Here is a 21,168-nt window from a genome sequence, read left to right as displayed (position 1 = left end):
CTCCCTCAATCGGGAGGCGCCCTTGGGTGGTTGGTCCCGGCCGAGCGTGGCGGGCCCCCTGGCCCGTTGCAGCGCCTCTCGGCCTTCGATCCAGGGTACTGGAACCCCGGCCCGGCACACCATCCCGCCCCACGGGTCCGTCCACTGGCTGGGACGCCACCCACGCGCGTCCACAATGGATCGTCGGCTCCACTCGCCACCACCCCGTTCCGACCGGCCGTTCCCGGGCTCACCCACTATGACCCGGCGAACGTCGGCGCTCTGCTCCCCGTCTGCTTACCCGGGCGGCGTCCAGCAACACTCGATCGACGCTCGATCCGGTCACGCACTGTGCGCACAGGTATACCGAAAGCGAGATCGGCCACCCCCGCCGGTCCCGCGATGCGGGACGGCGGCCGCTTGAAAACTGAAACACGTTCTAATACAGTCCCTCGCGTGGACTACGGAATCGTGCTGTTCACCAGCGACCGAGGCATCACCCCGGCGGCCGCGGCGCAGGCCGCGGAAGCCGCGGGGTTCGCCACCTTCTACGTGCCCGAGCACACGCACATCCCGGTGAAACGCGAGTCGCCGCACCCGCGCACCGGGGACGCGTCCCTGCCCGACGACCGGTACAGCCGCACGCTCGACCCGTGGGTCGCCCTGGCGACGGCCGCGGCGGTCACCGAGCGGATCCGCCTCTCGACGGCGGTGGCCCTGCCGGTCGAGAGCGACCCGATCACGCTCGCCAAGACGATCGCCAGCCTCGACCACCTCTCCGGCGGGCGCGTCACGCTCGGCACCGGGTTCGGCTGGAACGTCGACGAGCTGACCGACCACGGCGTACCCGGCAACCGCCGCCGCACGGCCCTGCGCGAGTACCTCGAGGCGATGAGTGCACTGTGGACGGAGGAAGAAGCCGCCTACGACGGGGAGTTCGTCTCGTTCGGCCCCAGCTGGGCGTGGCCGAAACCGGTCCAGGCGCACATCCCGGTCCTGCTCGGCGCGGGCCCGACGGAGAAGACGTTCCGCTGGATAGCCCGCCACGCGGACGGCTGGATCACCACACCGGCGGACACCGACCTCGACGGCCACGTCGCACTGCTGAAGGAGATCTGGCACGACGAGGGACGTTCCGGAGCCCCGTCGATCCACGCACTGGGCGAGCGCCCGGACCCACCGCGGCTGGCGCACCTGGACGCACTCGGCGTCACCGAGGTGATCTTCGGCCTCCCGGACCGCTCCCCCGACGAGGTCGCGGCCTGGATCGGCCGGCTGGCGGGAAAACTCGGCTTGGCCACGGCCCCCGTCGCCTGACCACTTACCCGGCAACCCCGGTCACCGCGTCGGCCCGGATCGTCCGACTGGCCGCCCTCGGTAACCGCCGAGGCTTGCGGGGCTGCCGGGACTCGCGGGCGCTGCGGCTGGGGGTCGTGAGTGTTTAGGAGGGTTCTAACCCTCCTAAACACTCACGACCGGTACCGGTGTGGCGCGTGCGGCTTCTGGTGCGGCGGGGTTGGCCTGCGGCGGTGTGGTCGCCGGAACGGCGGGCCGGCGGTGTCGGTAGCCGAACGCTGGTCCGGCTACAGCGCAAGGGTTCGGGAACGCGAGACGGCGGGGGTGCAGTCTTCCCGCACCCCCGCCATTCACACCACCAAGATCAGCTCTTGGCTGCCACGCCCTGGCGCGCTCGCAGGTCCAGCTCGATCTGCTCCAGCGAACGGCCCTTCGTCTCCGGGACGATCCACTTGGTGAGCACGAACAGCACCACGTTGATCCCGGCGAACAGGAACATCGAACCGCCGATGCCGAGCGAGCCCACGGCGGAGATGAGCGGGAACACCGCGCTCACGATGCCCGTCGCCGCCCAGAGGATGACGCTGCTGACGCCCATGCCCGCCGCCCGGTACTTGAGCGGGAACACCTCGGCCATCATCACCCAGACGACCGCGCCCCAGCCGAGCTCGTAACCGACCAGGTACAGCACCATCATGACCAGCATCAGGATGCCGCGGGTGCCGGTGTCGTGGACGTTCAGCACCACGAGCCCGGCCGCCACCAGCGTGATCACCATGATCACGTTGCCGATGAGCAGCAGCGGCTTGCGGCCCCAGCGGTCCACCACGAACACGACCCACGCGGTGAACAGGAACTTCGTCACGCCCAGCAGCACGCCGGACAGCAGCGCGGCCTGCGTGGCGAACCCGAGGCCGATCAGCATCGTCGGGAAGTACGCGTTGATCGCGTTGACCCCGCTGAACTGCTGCCCGATCGCGAGCAGCGCGGCGACGATCATCATCGGCCGCACGAAACCGGAGAACAGGTCGCGGAACCGCGGCTTGCCTTCGGTGTCCATCTGGATGACGTCGCGGATGGTCGCGATCTCCTCGTCGAGGTTCACGGTGTTGCCGTGCGCACTCGCCAGGACCCGCCGCGCCTCTTCCTCCTGGCCGTTCTTGACCAGCCAGCGCGGCGTCTCCGGCAGGAACGCGAGCCCGACGAGCAGGATCGCCGCCGGCACGATCGCGCCGGCGAACATCCAGCGCCAGGCCGAGATCGGGCCGAGGAAGTAGCTGGTCAGGAACGCGATCAGGATGCCGAGCACGATGAAGATCTGATTCAGCGCGCCCATCGCGCCGCGCAATCGCGCCGGTGCCAGCTCGGAGAGGTAGGTCGGGACGGTCGAGGACGACAGCCCGATCCCGAGCCCGATGACCAGCCGCGAAATCACCAGGAACGCGAACGTCGGCGAGAAGGTCGCCGCCAGCGTGCCCACGATGACGATCGCCGCGGCGACCATGATGGTGCGCCGCCGGCCGAGTGCTTCGTTGATGCGGCTGGAGAACAGCGCGCCCACGATGGCACCGATCGAGAGACTGGCGGTGATCACGCCCTTGTCCCAGGCGGTCAGCGACCACACTTTCCCGATGAACGGGAGCACACCGGAGATCACCCCGAGGTCGTATCCGAACAGGATTCCGCCGAGTGCGCCGAAGAAGTACAGAGTTGTTCGGCTGATATGCCGTGGCGGGGCCGTCTGCGTCATTGCCGGGTCGCCTCTTTCATAGGTCCAGTCCAGCCAGCGGCCACCACACTCACACGCCGGAAAAAACCGGGCAAGACAGTCCTTGATAACGATTCAGAAACGTGATCGCCATTCACATATGTGACAGCGTAAGGCGCACGGCATTGCTCCGTACGCCGACCCTTCATTCACAACCTCGAATGGGTACACAGTGGACACGGATCGACGCGGAAGACGGTTCAAAGATCCACAGTGGACAAATGCGGGACGCGATTTGTGAAAGCGCTCCCGGAACCGGCGGGCGGCAACCGGACGTATTCGGCGTTATACGCCGGGCGGGGGAAGAAGGGGTCCGGACGCAGCAGGAGGGGGTTCAACCCACCCCCAGGTGGTTGAACCCCCTCCGCGCCCCCAGACCGGACCGTCGGGCCGAGCAGCCGCAGCCTGCTCGGACGATGTCCGATGTCTGTCGGGTACCACTTTCCTCGGTACCGGCATCCGCCGCCATTCCTGCCCGGAGGGCAGTTTTTCGGCCCCACGCACCCCGCTTGAGCTGCGGAAATCGTAGATCGAGGTGCAGAACTACCCAGCCGGACCGGCAAAAATTACCCGGTCACGCGCTTTCCAGCACGACCTTGCCGACGTGGGCGCCGGACTCCAGGTGCTTGAAGGCGGCCGCGACGTCGTCGAAGGCGAACCGGCGGTCGATGACGGGCCGCAGGCCGGTGCGTTCGATCGCGCGGTTCATCGTCTGGAACGTCTCGCGGGAGGCGTTGGTGAGCCCGCGCAGGGTCAGCTGCTTGACCAGCACGAGCACCGGGTCGGCCGCACCTTCGTGGGTGAGGACGCCGGCGACGCTGACGTGCCCGCCGACGCGCGCGGCGAGCATCGACTGGCCGATCGTGCCGCCCCCGCCGACGTCGACGACGTGGTCGACGCCGCCGCCGGCCAGCTCCTCCGCGGCGAGGCCCCACTCCGGGGTGGTCGTGTAGTTGATCGTCTCGGCCGCGCCGAGCTCACGCAGCCGCGCCAGCTTCTCGTCGGAGCTGGACGTCGCGATGACGCGGGCGCCGGCGAGCGCTGCGAACTGCAGGGCGAACGTCGACAGGCCGCCGCTGCCCAGGGTGAGCACCGTCTGGCCGGGGAACACCCCGCCCTCCTCGACGACCGCGCGCCACGCCGTCACGCCGGCGCTGGGCAGCGTCGCGGCCTCGGCGTAGTCCAGGTGCGCGGGGACGGCCACGAGCGCGTCCTCCGGGAAGACGGCGTACTCGGCCAGCGTCCCGTCGAGCGAGCCGAACAGGTCGTCCGCCGTCTTCTCCGGCGTGCCGGGCCCCGCGAGCCAGTTCGGGAAGTACGTCGCCGCCACCCGGTCGCCCGCCGACCACGCGCGCACGCCGTCACCGACCCCGACGACCTCGCCCGCGCCGTCGGACAGCGCGACGACGTCCGGCTTGACCGGCTTCGGGTAGAAGCCCTTGAGGATCATCAGGTCGCGGGCGTTGACCGCCCAGCCGTGCAGCCGGACCAGGACCTGGCCGGGGCCGGGTTCGGGGGCGTCACGCTCGCCGAGGACGAGTCCGGCGCCGGGACGCGGCAGGGAAAAGTACTTCACAGCGGCTCCAAGGAGGTGGGAAACCCATCAACAGGGCCAGTGTGTCGAAGTCGCCAGCTCTTCGTCGACCATCACGAGAAGATCCGGGGTCAGTTCGGCGAGCGACGCCGGGAGGTGCCGGACGCCGAGCCCGGCCATGAACTCCCGCTGCCGCGCGTGCGCCGGGCTCGACGGGAACCCGAGGAAGCCGGCGCCGTGCTCGCGGGCGTCGGCGGCCACCCGGCTGACGTCGTCGACGAACACGATCTCGTCGAACGCGACGTCGAAGACCGTGCGGGCGATGTGCTCGACACCCGGCCGGTGCTCGTTGATGCTCACGTACGGCACCTCGGCGTCGAGCAGCGCGGTGAAGTCGCCGAGGTACCGGTCGAACGTGTGCTTCCGGGTGCGCCCGCCGTAGCAGACCAGCCGCACGGGCAGGCCGCTCAACGCCGTCAGGCAGTCCTGGACGCCCTCGGCCACCCGGATCGGGTGCTCCCGCAGGTACTCCTGCCGCGCGGCCCAGAGCTGCTTCAGCGTCTCCTCGGCCGGTTGGTCCAGGGCGCAGAGCCGGGTGACCTTCTCGGCGACGACGAGGTCGCGCAGCCCGATCACGTCCCGCTCGGCCTCGGCGTCGTACACCCCGCCGTGGTCGGTGACGAACCGGGCGATCACGTCCAGGTAGGTGTCGTCGATGAGCACACCGTCGCAGTCGAGGGCGACCACGCGGAGCTTGCGCAGGGCGCTCACCGCTGCGCGAACACTTCCCGCGCGGCCGCGATCGCGTTGAGCGCGGCCGGGAAGCCGCAGTAGAAGGCCAGGTGCAGGATCGTCTCGACGATCTCCTTCTCGGTGCCGCCGACGTTGAGCGTGGCGTGCAGGTGCACCTTCAGCTGCGGGGTCGCGGTGCCGAGCGCCACGCACGCGGCGATCGTGACGATCTCGCGCAGCCGCAGGGTCAGGTGCGGCCGGGTGTAGATCTCGCCGAAGGTGAACTCGACGATGTACCGGGCCAAGTCGGGCGCGATGTCTTCGAGCGCCTGGGCGACCTTCTCGCCCGCGTCGCCGTCGACGGCCTTCATCGCGGCCAGGCCGCGCTCGTAGCGGTCCTCGATGCCGGCCCACGGCACGTCGGCCGCCTCCCCCGTCGGGGGTTCCTCGGCCGGCAGGGCGGCGAACACGGCCTTCAGCTCCCCCAGCGCGTTCAGCGTCGCCGGGAACCCGGCGAACGAGCTGATCTGGATGGCCGTCTCGACCAGCTGACGGCGGGTGCAGCCGACGTTCAGCGCGGCCTTGGCGTGGAACTGCAGCTGCGAGCCCGCGTAGCCCAGCGCGATGAGCGCGGCGACCGTCGCCAGCTGCCGGTCCGGGAGCGGGAGGCCCGGGCGGTGGTAGACGTCGCCGTAGATGAACCCGACGCACTGTTCGCCGAACTCCGCCTCGCCGATGCTCTCGAACAGGTCCAGCACGGCCGGGCGGTCCACCCCGCCGAGCTGCTGGATCAGTTCCAATCCCTGGGCGAAGGACGCGGCAGCGCGGTCCTGCTCCGGCACGTCGGACATCGTCGTGGGGTTCCTTCCGCAGTGGTGTTCGGTGCCTTGCTCAGCCCAGGTAGGCCCGGGTGGCCTGGTCGGCCTTGCGGCGTTCCAGGGTGTCGATGCGTTCCAGCCGGATCATCGCGTAGTCGATGCCGGCGGTGGCGACGGTGCGCCCGTGCTGGCGCACCACCGCGGTGGCCCGGAACTTCAGGTGGTGCGCCCGCTCGAGGTCGGACTCCTCGATGCGCGACTCGACCGTGGCCGGGAGCGGGAACAGGAAGTCCTCGAAGGACATGTCGATCCGCTTCCACACCCCCGCGTAGCCCGCCGAGGTCAGGGCGGGGCGGACCGCGGTCTCGAACTGCGCGATGCAGATCTGGCGCATCGCCTCGATGATCACGATGCCCTGCACGTGTTCGCCGGTGTGGTGGTCGAGGACGAGCTCGTTGTCCCGGTGGACGCGCAGGTCAGCCTGGCAGAGCGTGACCTCCGGGCTGTGCACGCCGGCGAGCAGGACGTTCTCCGCGCGGTGCTTGTGGACGATCGCCGGGGCCACCGGCAGCGGCCGGAACGCGTCCGGGTCCGCCAGGAACACGGTGGCGCCGCTCTTCTCGGCGGCGGCTTCCAGCAGGTCGCAGTCCGTCCCGTCGATGCCCTGGCCGGGGTGCACGACCCAGCTGCACCCGGCCACGTCCGGGCCGTCGGACGTCATCAGGGCCAGCAGCCCCGACACCGTGAACACCTGGTCACCGCGGGCGAACCTGGCGAAGCGGTCGGCGACCACCACGACCTGCCGGCGTGTCCGGCCGTGCAACGCCCAGTCGGGGGCGGCGTCGGCCGGTTCGGCAGGACTGTCGTGGGGTGCCCGGCACGCAGAACCATCAGGTCCTGCCATCGGCACCTCCATCCGGGATCGGGTCGAGCGTCATTCCCGCGTGGACGCCTGCGCGTCCACAAGGGCCTCCGCGAGGTTCCGGGCCGTCGGGACCGAGCGCCAGCGCGGACCGGACAGCTCGGCGGCGAGGACCTTGAGCATGGCACGCACCATGTCCGGCTGTCTGCTCACATCCGCGATCAAGAGCGGTTCCACTTGCGCGGCGGCGCCCTCGAGATCGTCGAGCAGCAGGTGCGCGCGGCCCATGTCGATCCGGATCATCGGGTCCATCGCTTCCCAGCGGTTCTCGAGCGACAGCCGCTCGTAGGCCTCGCGGGCGGTCCCGAACTCGCGCAGCGCCGCCGACGCCTGCCCGACCGAGAGCAGCGACGTGCCGGCCATGTAGTGCCGGCGGTCCTTCGTGATGTTGAAGAACTGGTCCTCGCCGCCGGCCCCGAGCTCCGGGTCCTCGATGCTGGTCCAGCGCGCGATCGCGTCCAGCACCTGCGGCTCGGCCCGCACGGACGACCAACCGCGCGCCTCGGCGAGGATCAGCGGCGCGTCGGTGAGCCGCCCGCCGACCTGGTAGTTGAGCCCGTCGGCGGCGAGCTTCGCGGACTCCACGCCGTTGCCGGCCCAGAACGCCACGCGCGCCTGCGACGTGCGGACCCAGCGCCGGGCGAGGAAGTCGTCGGCGTACTGCGTGTAGAGCCAGGCGGCGGAGTTCAGCTCGCGCGAAAGCCGGTAGCGCCCGAGGTCCCCCGCGATCCACGCCATCATCGCGGCGCACTTCGCCCCGACCATGAGCAGGTCCTGGGTCTGCTTCGGCCGTTGCCGGCCCTTCAGCAGCGCGGCCGTGCGTTCCTCGACGACGGCGAGCTGGCCCAGCACCGAGTCGGGGGCGGTCCGCGTGTACGCGCTGCCCAGGAAGTTGAGGTCCGACCACAGGTCGTCGAGCTGGACCTCGTCCACGTTGGTCGTGGTGAGCAGGATGGCGTCGTCGAGCGAGGTCACCCCGACCTCGGTGTCCGCGCCGGGGTCGACGTGGACGATCGAGCGGATCGGGTAGCTCAGCACGGGTGCCGCGGCCTTGGCGGCGACCGGGACGACGGCCGCGGGCGCGACCGGCACCACCGGCTCCACCGTCTCGACGTCGGCGTGGTACTCGGCGAGGTCCTTCGGCGGGAGCTGTTCGAGGTCGCGCAGCCCGAGCAGGGACTTCCAGCTCGTGCCGTACACCTGGGCCAGCACGCGCAGCGCCGCGAACGTGGGCCGGACGCCGCGGTCGGGCCACTGCTCGTACTCCCAGATACGGGTCCCGCGCATACCCGCGCGGGGGTCACCCGTAAGGGTGTTGTACTGGTGCGCCGCCACGTCGAGCGACAACTCGGACGCCAGCCGCCACGCCGTGCGGGGCGGGACCCGGCATTCGACGATCAGGTTCTCCGCCACGCGCGCCGGGATCACCTCGCCGGGAAACCCCAGGGCGGCCAAGCGATCGCGCAGCTGTGCACGGTAGGGCTTACTCCCTGGCTTGACCTGTCGACTCATCGTTCATCCAACGATTTCCGGAGTACTGGTGCACCGGTCGACAGTACCGCAGCGTGACCGTTACGGCCCACGATGTGACAAAGGTGCGGCTCACGTCCTGAAATCGCCGTCAGGGGCGGAACGAGGCAGGAAAAGGGTGATGCCGGCCGACCTGGGGGTCATCGGCCGGCACCACGGGGCGGGCGAACCCGCCTCCGCCATTATGCATGTGCGGACGTCCGCGCGCAGCGCCGGACGAACTTCTCACACTTCGGTGGACGCGGGTCAGCCCGCGGCGAGGAAGTGCTGCCGGACGCCGGCGCCGAACGCCGTCGGCGTGCCGTCGTAGGCCGAGATCAGCGCGGGCCCGGTCGAGCAGTTCCAGGTGTTCCAGGTCCAGCCGAGGTAGGACGCCTGGTGGCGGTCGAGCCAGTCCATCAGGCCGGTGACGTACCCGCTCGCGCAGTCGTTCTCGCCGATCTCGCCGGCCACCAGGGGCACGGCCGCCGCGACCGGGGCGAGCTGGGCGTCCCAGCAGGAGGACGAGCTGCAGGTGTTGAAGTTGTACGAGTGCCACGACGCGACGAGGTTGCCCGCCGGGTCGCTCGGCTTGTACTGCAGCCACTGCGTGAGGTCGTTGGAGTAGGCCAGGCCGCCGAGCATGAGCACGTTGGTGGCACCGGTCGCGCGGACGGCGTTCACCAGCGTCTGCATGCCCGCCACCGCGTAGCCGATGCCGGTGCACGCCGACCCGCCGTCGCGCCAGCACGTCCAGGCCGCGGCCGAGCCGGAGACCGCGCGGTCGAGGTAGGGCTCGTTGAACAGGTCCAGGATCGTGGCGTCGTCACCCTTGAACGCGGTCGCGACCGACGTCCACAGGTCCACCGCGTGCGCGGCGTCGGTCATCGGCTTCTGGCACGTCGAGTTGACGTCGGTGCACGCCGAGGAGTTCCCGGTGTAGACGCCCTGGGTCCAGTGGAGATCCAGGATCGCCACGAGACCGTTCTGGTGCAGCAGGTCCACATAGGACTTGAGCGCGGCGCGGTAGGTCGCGCCGGCGTAGGCGGGCTCGACGTTCGGCAGGCCGAGCCAGCAGTCCTCGTTGAACGGCACGCGCACGACGTTCGCGTGCCAGCTCTTGATGGCGGCCACGGAGGCGGCGTCCATCGGGCCGTCGAAGATGCCGTTGCCCTGCACGCAGGCGAACTCGCCGCCGGAGCGGTTCACCCCGCGCAGGGTGACCGGCGTGCCCGCGGAGTCGGCCAGCCGGTTGCCGGCGACGTGCAGCGCGGGCGCGCCCCCGGCCGGTGGCGGGGTGGTGGTGACGGTCGTCGGCGGCGGGGTCGTCGTCGGGGGTGGCGTGCCGCCGCACGGCGCGCCGTTGACGCTGATCGACGCCGGCGCGGTGTTGGTGCCGCTGTAGCCGAAGTTGGCCCCGGCGGTGATCGACGAGCCGGGGGCGACGGTGCCGTTCCAGCCCGCCGGGGTGACGGTGACCGTCTTGCCCGTCTGGGCCCAGGTGGCGTTCCAGCCCTGCTGGAGCTGCTGGTTCCCGGCGTAGGCGTAGCTGAATCTGCCAGCCGGACAGCGGCGCCGTCCCGAGGTTCTTCAGGGTGAGGTTGGCGGTGAAGCCGCTCCCCCAGTCGTTGACCGTGTAGCCGACTTCGCAGGCCGTCGCCGCCGAAGCGGGCGACGGCGTGCCGAGGGTGAAGGCCGTCGTCGCGCCGACGACGGCGAGCGCGCTGAGGGCGCCGAGCAGTGCTGGTCCGGAACGCATCGATCACTCCTTTGTGCACGACCTGGATATGAGAGCGCTCCCAGCACCGGTGGACGCTACCGCGCGGCCCGGCGGCTGTAAACCTCGTGGCGAACGCCCGCGAACAACCCGGAATCCACTCCAACGGCGGCATCCGCCCGCTTCCACCGGTGGCGCAGCGCGACGGAGACATTTCTTTGCCGCCAACGGGTTCGGCCGTTCAGGAGTGTTCAGTGGCCGACCTCGGGGAAACGGCCCCGGAAAGCCGTCCACCGGGTCGGGCCGCGTCCGGGTCGCGCTTTACAACGACGATACGGCGGGGTTACCTTCTCGTCGGCTGGAAGCGCTCCCATGCCAGGTCACGATCACCAGACCGTGACCACGAAACACCAGGGGCGCCGTGGCTTCCGCTACGGCGCCCCTGCTCGTGTCCGCTGTCCCGTTCACCGGGAAAGGAAGCCCGATGAAGAGGTTCGCCGGTGCCCTGGCCGGGCTCTGCCTCGCCGCGGCGGGCACCTCCGCGGTCCTCGCCGCGGGTCCGGCCGCCGCCGCCCCCGCCTGCGGCGTCGACTACCGCGTCGACCAGTGGGCGACCGGGTTCACCGCCCAGGTCACCGTCACCAACGGTGCCACCGCGCTCTCATCGTGGACCCTTTCCTGGCACTACGCGGGCACACAGGCCGTGACGTCGGCCTGGAACGCCACCGTCCACCAGTCCGGCACGGCCGTGACCGCGGAGAGCCTGTCCTACAACGCGTCCCTGCCCGCCGGCGGCACCGTGACGTTCGGCCTGCAGGGCACCTACTCCGGTACCAACCCGGTGCCCACCGACTTCGCGCTCAACGGCGTCTCGTGCGGTGGCGACGCCCCGCCCACTTCGACCACCACCACCACCACCACCACTTCTTCGCCGCCGCCCGCGGGGTGCGCCGACGTCTGCGACGACTTCGAGCAGCAGACCGGCACGACACCGGGCGGCCGGTGGACCGTCGGCGCGGCGAACTGCCAGGGCACCGGAACGGTCACCGTCGACAGCACGGTCGCGCATTCGGGCACCCGCTCGGTCAAGGTCACCGGGCAGGGCGGGTACTGCAACCACGCCTTCCTCGGCACGACGTTGGCCGCCGGGAGCGTGCGGTACGGCCGGTTCTGGGTCCGCCACACGACGCCGCTGCCGGCCGGGCACGTCGCGTTCCTGGCCATGCGGGACACCGCCGACGGCGGCCGCGACCTGCGGGCCGGCGGCCAGAACCGGGCGCTGCAGTGGAACCGCGAGTCCGACGACGCGACCCTGCCCGCGCAGAGCCCGGCCGGCGTCGCCCAGAGCGTGCCGCTGGCCACCGGGACCTGGTCGTGCTTCGAGTTCGAGGTCGACGGCCCCGGCGGGCAGCTGCGGACCTGGCTGGACGGCGCCGAGGTCCCCGGCCTGGTCGTCGACGGCGTACCGACCCCCGACGTCGACCAGCAGTGGCTCGCCCGGGCCTGGCACCCGTCGCTCACCGACCTGCGCCTGGGCTGGGAGAGCTACGGCACCGACCCCGACACGCTGTGGTTCGACGACGTCGCCACCGGCCCCGCCCGGATCGGCTGCTAAGCCACGATGCGGTCGATCTCCGCCAGCTCCTCGTCCGTGAAGTCCAGGTTCGCCACCGCCGCGACCGTGTTCTCCAGCTGCGCGACACTGCTCGCCCCGATCAGCGCCGACGTCACCCGGCCGCGCCGCAGGATCCAGGCGATCGCCAGCTGCGCCAGCGACTGGTCACGCCGTTCGGCGACGTCGTTCAGCGCGCGGATCCGGCCCAGGGTCTCCTCGGTGATCCGGTCCTGGGTCAGGAACGGGCTGGCCCCCGCGGCGCGGGAGTCGGCCGGGATGCCGTCCAGGTAGCGGTCCGTCAGCAGGCCCTGGCTCAACGGCGAATACGCGATCGAGCCGACGCCGTGCTCGGCCAGGGTGTCCAGCAGGCCGTCCTCGACCCAGCGGTTGAGGATCGAGTACGACGGCTGGTGGATCAGCAGCGGCGTGCCGAGCTCGCGCAACGCCCGCAGCGCGGCTTCCGTCTGCTCGGGCGAGTAGTTGGAGATGCCCGCGTAGAGCGCTTTCCCCGACCGCACCGCCGTGTCCAGGGCCCCCATGGTCTCCTCGATCGGGGTGTCCGGGTCCGGCCGGTGCGAGTAGAAGATGTCGAAGTGGTCCAGACCGGTGCGGGCGAGGCTCTGATCGAGGCTCGCGAGGACGCTCTTGCGCGAACCCCACTCGCCGTACGGGCCGTCCCACATCAGGTAGCCCGCCTTGGACGACACCAGGATCTCGTCGCGGTACGGCCGGAAGTCGGCCGCGTAGTGCCTGCCGAAGTTCGCCTCGGCCGCACCCGGCGGCGGGCCGTAGTTGTTGGCCAGGTCGAAGTGCGTCACCCCGAGGTCGAACGCCCGCCGCAGCACCGCCCGCTGGACGTCGAGGGGCTTGTCGTCCCCGAAGTTGTGCCACAGGCCGAGCGACACGGCGGGCAGCTTGAGCCCGCTGCGCCCGGCCCGCCGGTACGGCATGCCCGCGTAGCGGTCTCCGGCGGCGACGAAAGGCGACATGGTTCTCCTTGTCGGGAGGGAAAAGACCCCCGCAGTCTACGGGCGTGATCAGCTTCCTTCGGCGACCGCGCCCCGGTCGAGGGACAGCGCCCCGGCGAACGACACCCCCGGCGCCAGCACGGGCAGCAGCGTCGCCTGGTAGGCGTGGTAGACGTCCGGCTTCCCCGCCCAGACCGTCGCGGCGGGGCGGTTGCGCGGGTCCAGCTCGTGGTGCCAGGACCCGCGTTCGCGGTCGACGAAGCACGCTTCGGCGTGCTCGCACCACTCTTCGAACCGGGCCAGGTACTCCGGGTCGCCGGTCTCCTGGTGCAGCGTCCAGGCGGCGGCGATCGCCTCGGCCACCACCCAGTGGAGGCGGTTGCGCACCACCGGGACGCCGTCGAAATCGGTCGTGTAGACGAAGCCCGGGTGACCGTCGACGGCCCAGCCGTCCCGCACCGCCGTGGCGAATAACGCCTCCGCGTCCGGCAGCAGCCACTCGGGTGCCGCGGCGCCGAGCGCGCGCTTCAGGTGTACCGCCAGCCGGGACCACTCGAGCAGGTGCCCGATGGTGACCCCGAACGGGCGGAACGGGTGCGCGGGCTCGTCCCGGTTGAACTCCAGCCGCACGTGCCAGTCCGCGTCGTAGTGCTCCGGCAGGCGCCAGCCGTGCGCGCGGGCCTCGCCGTGCACCAGGTGCTCCACAATGGACAACGCGCGGGCGGCCCAGACCGGGTCGCCGGTGACATCGTTGACAGCGAGCAGCGCTTCAACGGTGTGCATGTTGGCGTTGGCGCCTCGGTAGGTCTCCAGGCGCGTCCAGCCGCGGTCCCAGACGTCGGCGACCCGGCCAGGCCCCGCTTCCCAGAACCGGCGGTCGACGACGTCGAGGGCTTCGGCCAGCAGCGCGTCCGCTCCGTCGGCCCCGGCGGCCACCGCGCTCGTGGCCGCCAGCACGACGAACGCGTGCTCGTACGCGCGTTTCTCCGCGTCCACCGGGCCGGCCGCGGTCGCCGTGGCGAACCAGCCGCCGTGCTCCGGGTCCCGCAGCAGCCCGGTCAGCGCCGCGACGCCGTGCGCGACCTGCTCGGCCGCCCCCGGCACGCCCTGCAACGCGGCGAGCGCGAAGACGTGCGTCATCCGGCAGGTGATCCACGTTTCGACGGGCCGGTCGAGGACCGGGTGCCCGCTGTCGTCGAGCCAGGCGAAGCCGCCCGCGGGGTGGGCCGCCGGAGCGGCGAAACCGAGCAGCCGGGCGGGTTCGGCCCGCACCCAGGCGGGAACCGAAGACGGAATGTCCACTTTCCGACAACCTTGCCTTTCTCGACCGGCCGGCCCGGGTGATCGGCCGCCTTTCCCAAGGTATGCCAAAGCTCGGGCGCGGGTCACCCGCCCCCTCGCCGGATGTTCCGCGAGCCGCCGCCACCGCGTACCCTGTAATGGGAGCGCTCCCAGTCTTCGACGCCCGTACCCGACGAAGGGACCGACGTGACCAGGAGACGAAGTACGATCCTCGCCGCCGTCACCGTGTTGCTGGCGAGCTTGACCGCCGTGCTGCTGACCACGGGCACCGCCGAAGCGCACGGCGCGCTGATGAAACCGGGCAGCCGGACGTTCCTGTGCTGGCAGGACGGGCTGAGCTCGACCGGCCAGATCATCCCGCAGAACCCCGCCTGCTCGGCCGCGGTGGCCACCAGCGGCGCCAACTCGCTGTACAACTGGTTCGCCGTGCTGCGCTCCGACGGCGCCGGCCGCACCCGCGGCTTCATCCCGGACGGGAAGCTGTGCTCCGGCGGGAACCCGGGCTACGCCGGGTTCGACCAGGTCGGCGACTGGCCGCTGACCCACCTCACCGCCGGGGCGGCGTTCGACTTCTCCTACAACGCGTGGGCGGCCCACCCGGGCTGGTTCTACACCTACGTGACCAAGGACGGCTGGGACCCGTCGCAGCCGCTGACCTGGGACTCGCTGGAAGACCAGCCGTTCCTGACCGTCGACCACCCGGCGGTGACCGGGCAGGTCGGGACCGTCGACGGCCAGTACAAGTGGACCGGCGCGCTGCCGTCGGGCAAGTCGGGCCGGCACGTCATCTACTCGGTCTGGAAGCGCTCCGACAGCGCCGAGACGTTCTACGGCTGCTCGGACGTCACGTTCGACGGCGGGCACGGCGAGGTCACCGGGGTGCACGACCCGGGCACCCCGACCACCACGCCGACGACCCCGACGTCGCCCCCGCCCACCGGCGGCTCGTGCATGGCGATGTACGAGATCACCAACACCTGGAGCGGCGGCTACCAGGCCACGGTGACGATCATGAACCACAGCACCACGGCGTACTCCGGCTGGCAGGCGGGCTGGACGCTGCCCACGGGCCAGACCGTCGGCAGTGTCTGGAACGGCACGCTGAGCCAGTCCGGCTCGGTGGTCACGGTCCGCAACGCGGACTGGAACGGCCGGATCCCGCCGGACGGCGAGACGACCTTCGGCCTGGTCGTCAACACCACCGGCACCAACCCGGCCCAGCCGTCGCCCACCTGCCAGGGCACCTGACGCCGAAGTCCGTGAATGCCACATCGAGGGACGTGGTGTCCCTCGATGTGGCATTCACGGACTCGACGGGGCCGGGCCGGTGCTGCCGCGGGTGATCAGCGCCGGCGGGGCCGTGCGGACGTCGCCCGCGTCGCCGCCCGTCAGCAGGTCGCGCAGCACCGACACCGCGAGCGCGCCGAACTCCGCGACCGGGCGCCGCACCGCCGTCAGCGCCGGGCGGACCAGGCGGCAGAGCACCGAGTCGTCCCACGCCACCACCGAGACGTCGCCCGGCACGGCCAAGCCCCGTTCGCGCAGCGCGGCTAGGCCGGCGACGGCGAGGACGTCGGTGTCGAACAGCAGCGCGGTCGGCGGCCGGGCCGCGGCCAGCAGCCGGGTGGTGGCACTCGCGCCGGCCTCGGCCGAGTGGTCCGTGTGGACGGTCCGGGCGGCGGGCAGGCCCAGCCGCTCCGCCGCCGCGGCGAACGCCTCGGCCCGCACCCGCGTCTGCACCAGCACCGCCGGCCCGGTGACCCACGCGACCCGGCGGTGCCCGAGCGCGGCCAGGTAGCCGAGGACCTCGCCGACCGCGGCGGTGTCGTCCACCCGCACCGACGGGACGCCCGGGCGGCCGAGCGGGCCGCCCAGCGCCACCGCCGGCAGGCCGATCCGCAGCAGCTCGGCGATCCGGTCGTCGTCGCGGCGCGGGCCGGTCAGCAGCACGCCGTCGGCCCGGCGCTCGCCGTGCCAGCGCCGGTAGACCTCCAGCTCGGTGGCGTGGTCCGGCGCGACCTGCAGGATCAGCGACGCCGGCCCGAGCTCGCGCTGGATCCCGGTGAGCAGGGCCAGGAAGAGCGGTTCGACGCCGAGGACGTCCGCGGGCCGGTCCAGCACCATCCCGACCGCACCGGCCCGGCCGCCGGACAAGGCCCGCGCGGTCTCGCTCGGCGCCCAGCCCAGCTCCCGGGCGATCGCGGTGATCCGGTGCCGGGTCGCCTCCGAGACGCCGGGGCGGCCGTTGAGGGCGTAGGAAACGGCCCCTTTGGACACCCCGGCCTCGCGGGCGATGTCGGTGATCGTCGGACGCTTCATCGCGCTCCTCCACTGGACCCGTTGCGCCACAAGAACTCGACCCCAGGGCTTGACCGATTCATCGCGTACCCGTGTCCGTCCGGACACCCGCAGTCGCCCACCTTGACACCCGTCGGCCGCGGAAACAAGACTCGCCACGGGAGCGCTCCCACCCTCGTGTGCGAGCGCGAGTCGCGAATCGGGAGTGCGCACACGTGAGGAAAGTCCGAAGAACACTGGCGGCCGCCACGGCCGCCGTCCTGCTGGTCCTGACCGGGGGCTGCGGCCCCGCCACGCCCGAGCGCTTCACGCTCACGCTGGCGACGTTCGGGCAGTTCGGCTACGACGACCTGATCCCGGGGTACGAGTTCACCCACCCCGGGCTCACCATCCGCCAGGTCCGGACCGAGCAGGGCGGCCCGTACCACCAGGACCTGCTGGCCAAGCTGCAGAGCGGGCAGGGCCTCGCCGACGTCCAGGCCGTCGAGGAAGGTCACCTCGCCGACGTGCTCGCGCAGTCGGCGAAGTTCGCCGACCTGGCCGCGATCGGCCCGCCCGACGTCAAGCCCGGGCGCTGGCTGGAGTGGAAGTACGAGGCCGGGATCGGCAAGGACGGCAAGCTCGTCGGCTACGGGACCGACATCGGCCCGCTCGCCATGTGCTACCGCAAGGACCTCCTCGAGGCCGCCGGCCTGCCGACCGACCCCGGCTCGGTGAAGACGATGTTCGCGACCTGGGACAGCTACTTCAAGGCGGGCGAGCGGTACGTCAAGCGCTCGAAGGGCAAGGCGTGGTTCGACTCCGCCGCGCAGAACTTCAACGCCATGGTCAACCAGCTCCCGGTCGGCTACCTCGACCGGCAGGACCGCCCGACGTTCGAGACGAACACCGCGCTCGCGGCCGCCTGGGACCAGGTCACCACCGCCGTCCGGCAGGGCCAGTCGGCCGGGCTGACGGCCTTCGCCGACGACGGGAACGCCGGCCTGCGCGCCGGGACGTTCGCGACGAAGGTCTGTCCTTCGTGGATGCTCGGCGCCATCGAGCAGCAGGCCGGGCTGGCCAACGCGGGCAAGTGGGCGATCACCGACGCCTTCCCGGACGGCGGCGGCAACTGGGGCGGCTCCTACCTGACCGTGCCGGCGACCAGCCCGCACCAGAAGGAGGCCGCCGCGCTGGCCGCCTGGCTCACCGCGCCGGAGCAGCAGCTGCACGCGTTCCGGGCCAGCGGGAACTTCCCCAGCCAGGTCGACGCCTTCACCTCGCCCGACCTGCTCAGCGAGATGAACGGCTACTTCGGCGGCGCGCTGAGCGGGCAGGTCTTCGTCGCGCAGGCCCGCAAGGTCGGGAAGCCACAGTACAAGGGCCCCGGCGACGGGAAGATCCAGGAGACGGTCGTCGCGCCGGCGCTCAAGGCCGTCGAGCAGGGTGCGGACCCCGCCGCCGTCTGGCAGCAGGTGAAGCTGGGTGCGGCCCAGGTCGTGCCCTGACCGGAAATCCGGTGGAACGCACGCACCGGAGCGGGCAGGGTGCCGGGTATGACGACTCCCCTGCCCGCGCCCTGGCCGCACCTCGGGATCCGGCGTCCCGGCCCGGCCGACCACCTGCCCGTGCTGGCCGTCCTCGACGACTGGTGGGGCGGCCTCGGCGGCGAGGAGGGCATGCGGCAACGGGCCCTCCTCCTGCCGAGGCTGATGTTCCAGCACTTCGGCGACAGCAGTTTCCTGGTGACGGCCGACGAGCGGATCGTCGCGTTCCTGATCGGGTTCCTGTCGCAGTCGCGGCCGGACGAGAGCTACATCCACTTCGTCGGCGTCGACCCCGCGGAGCGCGGGAGCGGGCTGGGCGCGGAACTCTACGAGCGGTTCTTCGCCCACAGCCGGGCGCACGGACGCACGGTGGTCCGGGCGATCACGTCGCCGCGGAACAGTGGTTCGCACGCGTTCCACACCAGGATGGGGTTCGTCACCGAACCCGGGCCGGCGGAGTTCGAAGGGCGACCGGTCCAGCCCGACTACGACGGGCCCGGGCTGGACCGGATGACGTTCCGGAAGGACCTCAGCCCGACAGGCTGAACGTCTTCACTCCCAGCCCGGTCTGGCCCTGCCACGGCTCGAAGCCGAACTGGACACTCGTCAGGTACCAGGCGTCGCTGATCTTGCCCCGGTTCACCGCGTCACGGGTGAACTCCGTGAGGTTGACGCCGAGGCTGTCGGTGCCGCTGGTCCGGACGTAGGAGATGACGTTCCAGCCGATGTTGCCGAACCAGACGTTCCACGTCGCGCCGGCCAGCTGCGCGGTGCCGATGACGCTGCCGACCGGCTGCGGGGCCCCGCGGTGGTTGCCCCAGATCATCACCTCGGCGCCGGTGTTCTGCCCGGCCGGGTTGGGCGCCGGGTCGTACCAGACGTCGTAGGAGGCATCCCACTGTCCGGCTTGGACGGTCGCGTAGTCCACCCGGGACGTCAGCGAGCCGAGCGAGCGGACCTGGCGGGGCAGGCCGCTGCCGGTGCTGCAGTTGCCGTAGTGGCAGCCGGCGTAGACCGACGGGTAGCTGCCCGGGGCGCCGTTCGTCGGCCGGTTGTGCGACGCCGTCGTCACGCTGAAGCCGGTGGCCGACACCGAGAGGCACTGGGTCGTGTCGTCACCCCAGTTGTTGTTCTGCACGATGTAGCGGCCACCCTGGATGCGCAGCGAGCCGTACTTGTCGCACAGCTGCGTGTCCGCGGCCGCCGGTGGGGCGGTGAGCACGACACCGCCGGACAGCAGCACGGCCGTGGCTCCGAACGACGCCATTGTGGCTCGTAGCCGGTTGTTCATGGAGACTCCTTCCGGGTTGCGGACAGGTGGAAACCCGGGCCGGACGGCGGCTGCGCAGGCACCGCCCGGCCCGGGAGATCTGTTACTGCACCGCCGGGTAGGCGTTCTGGACCAGCTGCTCGAACTGGGCCTCGAACCACTTGCCCGACAGCGGCGAGTTCGGCAGGGCGCCGGTCAGGTTGCCGCCGTTGGCCTGGTCGCTGCCGTGGTAGGCCGGGTCGCACATCCCGTCGAAGCCCTTGCCCTCGTCGTTCGGGATCTGCTGGCTCGCGCCGTCGGACTCACCCGGCGGCTTGATCCAGACGTAGGCGTCGAAGTGCGCCGCGGGCGACGCGGTGGGCCGCACGCCCAGGCCGGCCCCGCTCTGGTTGCACCAGTTGCCGCGGTGCAGCCGCCGGTCGATCCGGCCGGAGTTCACGTAGCTGTCCACAGTGGACCCCGACGCGCCGGTGGGCCGGGCCGAGCCGCCCCAGCCGTTGCGGGAGGTGTCGATCAGCATGCCGATGCCGCTCGGCAGGCCCGCGGCGACGAACGCGTTGTACATCGCCGTGGCGAACGGCACCTCGGCGAAGTACGGGTTCCACTGGTAGAACGTGGCCGACCGGAGGGGCTGGCCGCCGACGTTGAGGCTCGAGTCCGGCAGGTTCGGCTCGGTGAGCGGGGTGTAGTTCGCCGTGTCGCTGATGAAGCCGTCGATGCTGTTCACCCCGGCGGTCGTCCCCTGGAGCGTCTGCTTGACCAGGTTGACGAACGGGCCGAAGTTGCTGTCCCAGCCCAGCCACGCCGAGTGCGCGATGTCGAGGTAGTTGTAGACGTTCGAGATCGCGTGCAGCTTGTTCAGCGCGTACTGGATGCCCTGGGTGTAGGCCCCGGTCGACTGCGCTTCGGCGCACTTGGCCGTCGCGGTGTTGGTGATCAGGTTGGGCAGCGAGTCCGGTTCGACGACCGCCACGACCCGCAGCGGCGCGTACTTCGAGTCCGACAGGATCGAGGCGATCGGGTCGATGTACTCGCTCTTGTACCGGGCCAGACCGCCCGAGCCCGCCTGCAGCTCACCGTTGGACGCCAGCGCCGCGCAGTCGCGGTTGGGCAGGTCGTAGACGACGATCTGGATCGTCACCGGCGTGCCGCCGCTGCTCTGGGCGAGTGCCGCGTCGAGGTGCCCGCGCAGCCCGCGGGCACTCGACGTGCCCTCGATCGCCGCGATCCGGTCCAGCCAGACGGCGGTGGAGGTGTTGGCCACCTTCGCCATCTGGGTGCCGAGCGTGCCGCCCTTGGCCGCGGCCGCCGCGGTCACCGACGCCGACCAGTCCGGGTTCACGTACCCCTTGGCCCCGGCGTACGGGTTGTCCACGTGCGTGCCCGCCGGGGGCGGGGTGGTCGTCGTGGTCGGGGTGGTGGGCGTCGTCGGCGTGGTCGGGGTCGTCGGCGTGGTGGTCGGGGTGCCCGTGCCGCCGTCGCAGTGGACGCCGTTGAGCGAGAACGACCCCGGGATGTCGTTGGTACCGGAGTAGGAGCCGTTGAAGCCGAAGCTCGCGCTCGCGTTCGTCCCCAGCGTGGGGGCCCAGGTCGGGCTCTTCGCGCTGACGTGCTTGGCGCTCTGGCTGTACGTCGCGCTCCAGCCCTGCTGGACCTGCTGGTTGCCGCCGAAGTCCCATTCGACGTTCCAGCCGGACGTGATCGCGTCGCCCAGGTTGGTCACCGCGAGGTTCGCGGTGAAGCCGGTGTCCCACTGGTTGACGGTGTAGGTGACCTTGCAGCCGGTGGCGGCGACCGCCGGGCTGCCGCCGGCCACCACCAGACCGGCCACGACGGCCGCGGCCGTCACCGAGGACGCCACGGCGAGCCGTGACTTCCTCCTCGCGGACCAGAATTCACTCTTCATCGAGTGTG

Annotated in this window: 18 protein-coding genes, 2 pseudogenes and 1 riboswitch; of the genes and pseudogenes, 6 read left to right on the top strand and 14 right to left on the bottom strand. The window is 71.3% G+C overall.

Going from position 1 to position 21,168, the window contains the following annotated elements:
- Positions 1–7 precede the first annotated feature (7 nt).
- Positions 8–86, bottom strand: a riboswitch (S-adenosyl-L-homocysteine riboswitch).
- 349 nt (positions 87–435) lie between these two features.
- Positions 436–1,296: a TIGR03619 family F420-dependent LLM class oxidoreductase gene (locus OHS58_RS11105; protein ID WP_328648157.1), complete on the top strand. Its 861-nt coding sequence runs from the start codon at positions 436–438 to the stop codon at positions 1,294–1,296.
- A 343-nt stretch (positions 1,297–1,639) separates the two neighbouring features.
- Here OHS58_RS11105 and OHS58_RS11100 read toward each other — a convergent pair whose 3' ends face one another.
- The 7 genes from OHS58_RS11100 to OHS58_RS11070 form a co-directional block, all read right to left on the bottom strand.
- The gene (locus OHS58_RS11100; RefSeq protein ID WP_328648156.1) at positions 1,640–3,025 is read right to left on the bottom strand and encodes a sugar porter family MFS transporter; all 1,386 of its coding nucleotides are present in this window, start codon (positions 3,023–3,025) and stop codon (positions 1,640–1,642) included.
- A 592-nt stretch (positions 3,026–3,617) separates the two neighbouring features.
- On the bottom strand, positions 3,618–4,619 hold the full coding sequence (locus OHS58_RS11095; protein WP_328648155.1) for a zinc-dependent alcohol dehydrogenase family protein: 1,002 nt from the start codon (positions 4,617–4,619) through the stop codon (positions 3,618–3,620).
- A gap of 27 nt (positions 4,620–4,646) precedes the next feature.
- Positions 4,647–5,348: an HAD family hydrolase gene (locus tag OHS58_RS11090; protein WP_328648154.1), complete on the bottom strand. Its 702-nt coding sequence runs from the start codon at positions 5,346–5,348 to the stop codon at positions 4,647–4,649.
- Positions 5,345–6,160 (bottom strand): carboxymuconolactone decarboxylase family protein, encoded by an 816-nt coding sequence (locus OHS58_RS11085; protein ID WP_328648153.1) that lies wholly within the window; start codon positions 6,158–6,160, stop codon positions 5,345–5,347. The genes OHS58_RS11090 and OHS58_RS11085 overlap by 4 nt, the downstream gene beginning before the upstream one ends.
- 40 nt (positions 6,161–6,200) lie before the next feature.
- Positions 6,201–7,031, bottom strand: a complete 831-nt coding sequence (locus OHS58_RS11080) for an AfsA-related hotdog domain-containing protein (RefSeq protein ID WP_247052149.1) — start codon at positions 7,029–7,031, stop codon at positions 6,201–6,203.
- 30 nt (positions 7,032–7,061) lie between these two features.
- Positions 7,062–8,504, bottom strand: coding sequence for a hypothetical protein (locus tag OHS58_RS11075; protein ID WP_328648152.1), 1,443 nt, complete (start codon positions 8,502–8,504; stop codon positions 7,062–7,064).
- A gap of 321 nt (positions 8,505–8,825) precedes the next feature.
- The gene (locus OHS58_RS11070; protein ID WP_328648151.1) at positions 8,826–9,767 is read right to left on the bottom strand and encodes a glycoside hydrolase family 5 protein; all 942 of its coding nucleotides are present in this window, start codon (positions 9,765–9,767) and stop codon (positions 8,826–8,828) included.
- A 19-nt stretch (positions 9,768–9,786) separates the two neighbouring features.
- Between OHS58_RS11070 and OHS58_RS11065 the strand changes: the two genes are divergently transcribed.
- Positions 9,787–9,963 carry a hypothetical protein gene (locus OHS58_RS11065; protein WP_328648150.1) on the top strand — a complete coding sequence of 59 codons (177 nt, stop codon included), beginning with the start codon at positions 9,787–9,789 and terminating at the stop codon, positions 9,961–9,963.
- Positions 9,964–9,968: 5 nt separating this feature from the next.
- Here the strand turns inward: OHS58_RS11065 and OHS58_RS11060 are convergent.
- Positions 9,969–10,052: pseudogene (locus tag OHS58_RS11060) on the bottom strand (cellulose binding domain-containing protein); the annotation flags it as partial.
- Between the two features lie 106 nt (positions 10,053–10,158).
- Positions 10,159–10,317: pseudogene (locus OHS58_RS11055) on the bottom strand (hypothetical protein); the annotation flags it as partial.
- Positions 10,318–10,759: 442 nt separating this feature from the next.
- On the opposite strand from OHS58_RS11055, the gene OHS58_RS11050 reads away from it, so the two are divergent.
- Entirely contained in the window at positions 10,760–11,890 is a 1,131-nt protein-coding gene (locus OHS58_RS11050) for a cellulose-binding domain-containing protein (RefSeq protein WP_328648149.1), read from the top strand.
- Here the strand turns inward: OHS58_RS11050 and mgrA are convergent.
- Both mgrA and OHS58_RS11040 read right to left on the bottom strand, forming a co-directional pair.
- The gene (gene mgrA, locus OHS58_RS11045) at positions 11,887–12,879 is read right to left on the bottom strand and encodes an L-glyceraldehyde 3-phosphate reductase (protein ID WP_328648148.1); all 993 of its coding nucleotides are present in this window, start codon (positions 12,877–12,879) and stop codon (positions 11,887–11,889) included. The genes OHS58_RS11050 and mgrA overlap by 4 nt on opposite strands.
- 48 nt (positions 12,880–12,927) lie before the next feature.
- A complete protein-coding gene (locus tag OHS58_RS11040; RefSeq protein WP_328648147.1) occupies positions 12,928–14,160 on the bottom strand; it encodes an AGE family epimerase/isomerase in 1,233 nt (410 codons plus the stop codon).
- Between the two features lie 186 nt (positions 14,161–14,346).
- Here OHS58_RS11040 and OHS58_RS11035 point away from each other — a divergent pair, with 186 nt between their 5' ends.
- Positions 14,347–15,408: a lytic polysaccharide monooxygenase gene (locus OHS58_RS11035; protein ID WP_328648146.1), complete on the top strand. Its 1,062-nt coding sequence runs from the start codon at positions 14,347–14,349 to the stop codon at positions 15,406–15,408.
- Between the two features lie 54 nt (positions 15,409–15,462).
- Here OHS58_RS11035 and OHS58_RS11030 read toward each other — a convergent pair whose 3' ends face one another.
- Entirely contained in the window at positions 15,463–16,479 is a 1,017-nt protein-coding gene (locus OHS58_RS11030) for a LacI family DNA-binding transcriptional regulator (protein ID WP_328648145.1), read from the bottom strand.
- A gap of 194 nt (positions 16,480–16,673) precedes the next feature.
- On the opposite strand from OHS58_RS11030, the gene OHS58_RS11025 reads away from it, so the two are divergent.
- Together OHS58_RS11025 and OHS58_RS11020 are read left to right on the top strand one after the other, a co-directional pair.
- Entirely contained in the window at positions 16,674–17,945 is a 1,272-nt protein-coding gene (locus OHS58_RS11025) for an ABC transporter substrate-binding protein (protein WP_328648144.1), read from the top strand.
- Positions 17,946–17,993: 48 nt separating this feature from the next.
- On the top strand, positions 17,994–18,530 hold the full coding sequence (locus OHS58_RS11020) for a GNAT family N-acetyltransferase (RefSeq protein WP_328648143.1): 537 nt from the start codon (positions 17,994–17,996) through the stop codon (positions 18,528–18,530).
- Here OHS58_RS11020 and OHS58_RS11015 read toward each other — a convergent pair.
- Positions 18,514–19,275, bottom strand: coding sequence for a GH12 family glycosyl hydrolase domain-containing protein (locus OHS58_RS11015; protein ID WP_326949944.1), 762 nt, complete (start codon positions 19,273–19,275; stop codon positions 18,514–18,516). The two genes, OHS58_RS11020 and OHS58_RS11015, sit on opposite strands and share 17 nt — an antisense overlap.
- A gap of 82 nt (positions 19,276–19,357) precedes the next feature.
- A complete protein-coding gene (locus tag OHS58_RS11010) occupies positions 19,358–21,160 on the bottom strand; it encodes a glycoside hydrolase family 6 protein (RefSeq protein WP_328648142.1) in 1,803 nt (600 codons plus the stop codon).
- Positions 21,161–21,168 lie beyond the last annotated feature (8 nt).

It is taken from the genome of Amycolatopsis sp. NBC_00348, from assembly GCF_036114655.1.
GTDB lineage: Bacteria > Actinomycetota > Actinomycetes > Mycobacteriales > Pseudonocardiaceae > Amycolatopsis.
The sequence above is the reverse complement of the archived record's forward strand: the minus strand, read 5'-3'. Positions and strand labels throughout refer to the sequence as shown.

Coding starts and splice junctions, on each gene's coding strand:
- OHS58_RS11020 (WP_328648143.1), top strand. CDS start 17,994: ATGACGACTCCCCTGCCCGCGCCCTGGCCGCACCTCGGGATCCGGCGT.
- OHS58_RS11050 (WP_328648149.1), top strand. CDS start 10,760: ATGAAGAGGTTCGCCGGTGCCCTGGCCGGGCTCTGCCTCGCCGCGGCG.
- OHS58_RS11015 (WP_326949944.1), bottom strand. CDS start 19,275: ATGAACAACCGGCTACGAGCCACAATGGCGTCGTTCGGAGCCACGGCC.
- OHS58_RS11085 (WP_328648153.1), bottom strand. CDS start 6,160: ATGTCCGACGTGCCGGAGCAGGACCGCGCTGCCGCGTCCTTCGCCCAG.
- OHS58_RS11010 (WP_328648142.1), bottom strand. CDS start 21,160: ATGAAGAGTGAATTCTGGTCCGCGAGGAGGAAGTCACGGCTCGCCGTG.
- OHS58_RS11100 (WP_328648156.1), bottom strand. CDS start 3,025: ATGACGCAGACGGCCCCGCCACGGCATATCAGCCGAACAACTCTGTAC.
- OHS58_RS11030 (WP_328648145.1), bottom strand. CDS start 16,479: ATGAAGCGTCCGACGATCACCGACATCGCCCGCGAGGCCGGGGTGTCC.
- OHS58_RS11080 (WP_247052149.1), bottom strand. CDS start 7,031: ATGGCAGGACCTGATGGTTCTGCGTGCCGGGCACCCCACGACAGTCCT.
- mgrA (WP_328648148.1), bottom strand. CDS start 12,879: ATGTCGCCTTTCGTCGCCGCCGGAGACCGCTACGCGGGCATGCCGTAC.